Raw genomic sequence first — 2,192 nt, 5'->3', positions numbered from 1 at the left:
CCGCCGGAAACCACGGTCACGGTCGTCACGCCGGTCATCCCGGCGGAAACCACGGTCACGGTCATCGCGCCGGTCATCGCGCCGGAAACCACGGTCACGGTCGTCCCGTCGGTCATCGCGACGGAAGTCGGGGCGTTCTCCGCCACGCCGGTCGTCGCGCCGGTCGTCCCGTCGGAAGCCTCGGTCGCGGTCGTCACGCCCACGGAAGCCTCCGCGGTCTCCCCGGTCACCCCGGTAGTCGCCTCGCTGCTCACCACGGCTGTCATCACGCCGGAAACCACCGCGGTCGCCACGGTCGTCCCGTCGAAAACCGCGGTCGCGGTCATCACGGCCACGCTGACCACCACGGTCGTCGCGGCGGGCGTATCCGCCATGTCCGCCACGCTCGCCACGATCGTCGTCGCGGCGGTGGCGACGATCGTCGTCACGCCGCTCGCCCCGGTCGACGCGCTCGCCCCGGTCGGCACGGTGGTCGCGGTCGTCACGGCGATACGACGGACGGTCCCCGTCGCGCCGGAAACCACGGCCGTGGTCGCCGCCGCGGTCGCCGCCGCGATCGTCGCGGCGGCCGTAACTGCCGCGCTCGCCACGTTCGTTGCCGCGCTGTGGGCCACCTCGGTACCCGCCACGGTCACCGCGGTCACCACTGTCCCGTCGCCGCGGTTCGCGCTCCGGTCGATCGTCGGGAGAGTTGGTGGACATGGTGACTCCTGTCTTCGGTACCGCAAGCATTGTAAAAACAAAAGGACCCCTGGTCCCAGCTGAACGCTGGGACCAGGGGTCCTCCAAAGATTGTTCGGCGGTGTCCTACTCTCCCACAGGGTCCCCCCTGCAGTACCATCGGCGCTGTAAGGCTTAGCTTCCGGGTTCGGAATGTAACCGGGCGTTTCCCTCACGCTATGACCACCGAAACACTATGAAACTGTGAACCGCCACACCACCCTGCCACGGGCGGGGCTGTTCGTGGTTTCAGAACCAACACAGTGAACGCGAGCCTCTATGGACAAGCCCTCGGCCTATTAGTACCGGTCACCTCCACCAGTTACCTGGCTTCCAGATCCGGCCTATCAACCCAGTCGTCTACTGGGAGCCTTACCCCATCAAGTGGGTGGGAGTCCTCATCTCGAAGCAGGCTTCCCGCTTAGATGCTTTCAGCGGTTATCCCTCCCGAACGTAGCCAACCAGCCATGCCCTTGGCAGAACAACTGGCACACCAGAGGTTCGTCCGTCCCGGTCCTCTCGTACTAGGGACAGCCCTTCTCAAGACTCCTACGCGCACAGCGGATAGGGACCGAACTGTCTCACGACGTTCTAAACCCAGCTCGCGTACCGCTTTAATGGGCGAACAGCCCAACCCTTGGGACCGACTCCAGCCCCAGGATGCGACGAGCCGACATCGAGGTGCCAAACCATCCCGTCGATATGGACTCTTGGGGAAGATCAGCCTGTTATCCCCGGGGTACCTTTTATCCGTTGAGCGACGGCGCTTCCACAAGCCACCGCCGGATCACTAGTCCCGACTTTCGTCCCTGCTCGACCCGTCGGTCTCACAGTCAAGCTCCCTTGTGCACTTACACTCAACACCTGATTACCAACCAGGCTGAGGGAACCTTTGGGCGCCTCCGTTACCCTTTAGGAGGCAACCGCCCCAGTTAAACTACCCATCAGACACTGTCCCTGATCCGGATCACGGACCCAGGTTAGACATCCAGCACGACCAGACTGGTATTTCAACGACGACTCCACACCAACTGGCGTCAATGCTTCAAAGTCTCCCAGCTATCCTACACAAGCCGAACCGAACACCAATATCAAACTGTAGTAAAGGTCCCGGGGTCTTTCCGTCCTGCTGCGCGAAACGAGCATCTTTACTCGTAGTGCAATTTCACCGGGCCTATGGTTGAGACAGTCGAGAAGTCGTTACGCCATTCGTGCAGGTCGGAACTTACCCGACAAGGAATTTCGCTACCTTAGGATGGTTATAGTTACCACCGCCGTTTACTGGCGCTTAAGTTCTCAGCTTCGCCCACCCGAAAGTGAGCTAACCGGTCCCCTTAACGTTCCAGCACCGGGCAGGCGTCAGTCCGTATACATCGCCTTACGGCTTCGCACGGACCTGTGTTTTTAGTAAACAGTCGCTTCTCGCTGGTCTCTGCGGCCACCCCCAGCTCAGGAAGTAAATCCCCTCACCA

At 61.8% G+C, this 2,192-nt stretch carries 2 rRNA genes and 1 pseudogene; 1 reads left to right on the top strand and 2 read right to left on the bottom strand.

What is annotated here, in order from left to right:
* Positions 1–765 (top strand): annotated as a pseudogene (locus tag ABT245_RS06970) (hypothetical protein); the annotation flags it as partial.
* Between the two features lie 29 nt (positions 766–794).
* Here ABT245_RS06970 and rrf read toward each other — a convergent pair.
* Both rrf and ABT245_RS06960 read right to left on the bottom strand, forming a co-directional pair.
* Positions 795–911: ribosomal RNA gene (gene rrf / locus ABT245_RS06965) — 5S ribosomal RNA — on the bottom strand.
* A gap of 88 nt (positions 912–999) precedes the next feature.
* Positions 1,000–2,192 (bottom strand): 23S ribosomal RNA (locus ABT245_RS06960); the annotation flags it as partial.

The organism is Streptomyces sp. NPDC001508 (assembly GCF_040298665.1).
Lineage (GTDB): Bacteria > Actinomycetota > Actinomycetes > Streptomycetales > Streptomycetaceae > Streptomyces.
Note: the sequence above shows the minus strand (reverse complement) of the source record. Positions and strands in the feature narration are given on the sequence as shown.